The sequence below is a fragment of the Longimonas sp. genome, assembly GCF_046498435.1.
Taxonomy (GTDB): domain Bacteria; phylum Bacteroidota; class Rhodothermia; order Rhodothermales; family Salinibacteraceae; genus Longimonas.
The window spans coordinates 1-4,252 of sequence record NZ_JAWOAR010000127.1 but is presented as its reverse complement, the minus strand read 5'-3'; the positions used below and the strand labels follow the sequence as shown (position 1 = coordinate 4,252).

4 protein-coding genes and 1 pseudogene are annotated in these 4,252 nt (G+C 60.0%); 3 read left to right on the top strand and 2 right to left on the bottom strand.

Going from position 1 to position 4,252, the window contains the following annotated elements; genetic code table 11:
- A pseudogene (locus R6U20_RS04935) lies at nt 1-246 on the top strand (transposase); the annotation flags it as partial.
- 682 nt (nt 247-928) lie between these two features.
- Nucleotides 929-1,294: a hypothetical protein gene (locus R6U20_RS04930; protein ID WP_410336755.1), complete on the top strand. Its 366-nt coding sequence runs from the start codon at nt 929-931 to the stop codon at nt 1,292-1,294.
- Nucleotides 1,295-1,318: 24 nt separating this feature from the next.
- On the opposite strand, the gene R6U20_RS04925 is transcribed toward R6U20_RS04930, so the two are convergent.
- Complete coding sequence (locus tag R6U20_RS04925; protein ID WP_410336754.1) at nt 1,319-2,413, bottom strand: RluA family pseudouridine synthase; 1,095 nt, start codon at nt 2,411-2,413, stop codon at nt 1,319-1,321.
- On the bottom strand, nt 2,406-3,593 hold the full coding sequence (locus R6U20_RS04920) for an aminotransferase class V-fold PLP-dependent enzyme (protein ID WP_410336753.1): 1,188 nt from the start codon (nt 3,591-3,593) through the stop codon (nt 2,406-2,408). Before R6U20_RS04920 ends, R6U20_RS04925 begins: the two co-directional genes overlap by 8 nt.
- Before the next feature lie 299 nt (nt 3,594-3,892).
- On the opposite strand from R6U20_RS04920, the gene R6U20_RS04915 reads away from it, so the two are divergent.
- Nucleotides 3,893-4,252 (top strand): Uma2 family endonuclease (locus R6U20_RS04915; RefSeq protein ID WP_410336752.1); only part of this gene is annotated, 360 nt, incomplete at its 3' end.

Genomic DNA, 4,252 nt, shown 5'->3' with positions numbered 1-4,252 from the left:
GGAGATGACTGAACACCTGGGCGCCGAATCGGACCAGCGGACCGACTCGCGGCAGGGCTACCGCAACGGGTCGTACGCAACGGGTCGTATGAGCGGCAGCTCACCACACGGGTCGGAACGATCAACCTGGAGGTCCCTCGAGATCGGGACGGGACGTTTCAAACCCAGCTCTTCCAGCGATATCAACGGTCAGAGAAGGCGCTGGTGCTGGCGCTCATGCAGATGGTCGTGCAAGGGGTGAGCACCGCATCGCGCGTCCCCGAAGCAGGGGCTCCGTCCGCATGACCTGAGATGCTTCACTGCGCTCCCCATGACGATAGCGGCTAAGACGATAGCGGCTACACGGGCCCATCCCGTTATGCATCGTATCATTTAACGTCTACCCACTACCAAAAAAAGTATATCAAGACACCTGAGTTCACAAAATGTTCTAAAAAAAAACCCTTTTAAAGCTCCCATCCTCTGGGTATTGTTCGATTGATCGTTCTTTAAAACTTCTCCTTTCATTCTGTCTGGTATGGCACCTGTTCTGGCGGATCATCCTGCACAACCTCTTTTCAGGATAGCGCTCCAGGCGATGCGTATGCAAATATCAGGGTCTTTGTAACAGATCAATCGAACGGTAAGGACGATACTGCAGTGAAAGACGTAGTCGTTATAGAGGACGATGGTAACGACGATGGTGGAGGCTGCCAGAGCAGTTTAGATCCCAATAAAATATGCCTTTAAAGAATTACTGATAGCTCCGTAGACCAGACAAGCGAGTGAACGCGGGCCTCGTAAGTTGGGCAAAGAGCCGTGCCGCAACGTACGGCGATGCCATTCAACGACACGAGGACCGCGTGTAGCCGCCTAAAATGTCAATTTGCGGCATTGCAGCCTGGATTAGGCTCTGTAACTCACTCTTAAACTAAAAGCACAACCAGCTATGCGCTTACCATATTGCGTAATTCCAATTGCTGCTACCCTGTTCTTCCTTCCATTTGTGGGCTGCTCCACCGGCGTCGAAAATGACCTGCCTTGCTCAGATCCGGCACCGCTGGAGGGCAGCCCGAGCAGTGAAGCTAAAGGGTTCATTGTAGTCTACCAAAACGATAGAACATGGACCGAGGAAGAGGTGGAATCGACTACGAACGAACTGGCTATGAAGTACACGTTCGATGTAGAACACACCTACAATGCGCTACAGGGATTCAGTGTTAATAGCCTTTCTACGGAGGTCCTCGAGGGCCTTCGGTGTGAGCCGGTGGTGCGGTATATAGAGTATGATATGCAGGGCGAAATTGCCTCGTGAGCAACGGTCAACATGAGGCAGGTGCTACACCAGCACCTCACAAAGCCGCGCCCACACCGCCTGCATGTCGTTGGGCAGCGGCGCGTCGAAGGACAGGCGCTCTTCGGTGGTCGGGTGCGTAAAGCCGAGGTGTGCCGCGTGCAGCGCCGGACGCCCGAGCGTGTCGAAGAGGCGGTCGAAGAACGTGCGCCGCTTGCCGCCTTGCCGTCCATAGCGGATGTGCGCACCGCCGTACGTGTCGTCAGCCAGCACCGGATGCCCGGCTTCTGCCGCATGCACCCGAATCTGATGCGTGCGCCCCGTCTCCAGCGTAAACGACACCCGCGATACGTCACCCAACCCTTCTTCTACCGCGTAATGCGTGGTGGCGGGCTTACCCTGCTCCGCATCCACCACCGCCATGCGCGTACGGTGATGCGGGTCGCGGCCAATGGCCCCGGTAATCGTTCCCTCGGGCGGATCGGGCGTGCCCCACACCAGCGCCACATACTGCCGGTCGATGGTGTGTGCCTTGAACTGCTTCGCCAGATGCCGGTGCGCCACGTCGTGCTTCGCCACCACCAGCAGCCCCGTCGTGCCCTTGTCCAGGCGGTGCACAATGCCCGGACGAATCACCGGATGGTCGGGGCGGCTCGGCAGGGCGTTCACCACCGAAAGGCCCACATCGGTATCCGACATCTCGGGTGTGTCTTTGCTCATGCGTTCGCCCTGTACGTGGTGCAACAGCGCGTTCACGAGCGTCCCATCGCGATGGCCCGGCGCCGGGTGCACCACGCGTCCGGCGGACTTATTCACCACGAGCAGATCCTCGTCCTCGTAGACCACCGCCAGCGGCAGATCCTGCGGCACCGCCTCCATGGGCGGCTTCTCGATCACGCGGCACACAATGCGGTCGCCCGGCTCCACCGGATACGACTTCTTGACATCCGCACCATTCACCTTCGCATGCCCCTTTTTGATGCTGCGCTGGATCTTGGTCCGCGAGGCATCTGGAAAGAAGGGGGTTAGAAACTTGTCGATGCGAGGCATCGCGGTAAACGAATCGGGCACGCGGATTTCAACCACGTCGCCGTCGCTCTTGGTGTGGGCAGTCCAGTCGATGGCAGGGGCGTCAGGCATGGGTGGGAGCACAGATGCGTTTGAGGGCAGCGAGCGTGCGGTCGATCTCGGTGTCGGTGACGTAGTATGCCGGACTCAGGCGCAGCTTGTCGTTCCGGCACGCCCCGATGATCCGTTCGTCGGCCAGCGCTTCGTATACGGATTCGGCGTCGTCCACGTCAAGCGTCATGATTCCGCTTTCAGGGGGATGCGGCAGGTAGGCGTCCAGCCCAAGATCGCGGCATCCCTCCGCCAGGCGACGCGCCAGGTGCCGGGTGCGCTCCGCCGCGCGGGCGCCGCCAAAGGCATCGCGCAGCGTCAGCGCCGCGTGCAGCGCCAGAATGCCCAGCGCGTTCATGGTGCCCGTGCGAAAGCGGCGGGCGTCGTCGTGCAGGGTGAGTTCGTACGCATCCAGCTCCGTCCAATTCACGGGACCGTGCAGCCAGCCGGTGGGCGGGGTGAGCTGTGCTTGTAGCGCCTTGCGCACGTAGAACACAGCCAGTCCCTGCGTACCCATGAGCCACTTGTGGGTGCCCGCCGCCAGAAAATCGATGTGCGCGGCCTCCACATCCAGTGAAAATGCCCCGAGGCCCTGAATCGCATCCACGCAGAAGAGAATGTCGCGGTCGTGGCAGAGCGTGCCGATGGCGTCGAGGTCCGCCCGGAATCCCGACAGGAACTGAATCCACGACACCGATACGAGGCGGGTGTCGGGCGTGAGCGTGCGGGCTACGTCGTCTACGCTAAACGTGCCGCGCTCGGTGGGAATGAAGTCGAGCGCCACGCCCTGCGCCTCCAACTTCTTGAACGGAAACACGTTCGTCGGAAACTCGCAGTCGGGCACCGCAATGCGATCGCCCGGCTGCCAGTCGAGTCCGTCGGCCAGCAGGTTGAGTGCCGCCGAGGTGTTCGGTGCAAAATCGACGCGCTCCGTATCCGCCTGAAGCAGGTCGGCGGCCTGCGTACGCGTGGCCTCGATCACGGCAAGCAGCGACTCAAAGTCGTCGATCTGCGCGGTGTGCGTAGCGCCCTGCCGCTGCTGCACGTGGTGCTGTATGGCCTCAGTGACCGCCCGACTCAGCGGACTCGTAGCGGCATGGTTCAGGTAGATGCGGTCGTCCGTGTGCGGAAAGTGGCGGCGCAGCGCATCGATGTCGCCAGGCGGCACAGGGGGGCTCAGGGACACAGAGTAAGCTGTCATGCTGGCTTATCAATCATGAATGGATGTGGGGTGTTCAACCTGCATGCAATGGCGGGTGTTCGGTAAACAACCGGGAATCGGACATGGACGGAAGGACGTAGATCTCTCGCTCGGTAGGGCACAACGCGTTAGATAGTAGCGTATTCCGCACCCCGTCATCCCGGACTTGATCCGGGATCCAGAATCGTGCATGTGGGCACGGCCGAATGAACGTAGATCCGTGATCCTGCTGTATGGGCACTCGTTTTTGCATTCAAACGGAAACGGATTTTACTCAAACGCACTACCTAACTGTAGCCATGAAAAACCTGAATGACGTGCAGTCCTACTGGCACGACGTGGCCGATGACCAGAGTCTGGATGATCTCCCGTATATCGTCGAGACGAACGCCCGCGGGCAACTCCTTTTGCGGCATCGGTCAAATCGCCACTCGATGCGTCAGGCTGCTATCATGGCTCTGCTGGAACGCCACACCGCTACTGGAAGAAGCTACTCCGAGTTCGCCCTTGCCACTCCGCATGGCGTAAAAGTCCCGGACGTAGTCTGGATGAGCCCGGAGCGACTCACCGAAATGAATGCCACGGGCGACCCCTCAACGTTGGCGCCCGAGATCTGCGTCGAAGTGCTCAGTCCCGGCAACACGCCCGACGAAATCGCC

Excerpts from the sequence above, each read along its gene's own strand:
- R6U20_RS04925 (WP_410336754.1), bottom strand. The coding sequence starts at position 2,413 with ATGCCTGACGCCCCTGCCATCGACTGGACTGCCCACACCAAGAGCGAC.
- R6U20_RS04920 (WP_410336753.1), bottom strand. The coding sequence starts at position 3,593 with ATGACAGCTTACTCTGTGTCCCTGAGCCCCCCTGTGCCGCCTGGCGAC.
- R6U20_RS04930 (WP_410336755.1), top strand. The coding sequence starts at position 929 with ATGCGCTTACCATATTGCGTAATTCCAATTGCTGCTACCCTGTTCTTC.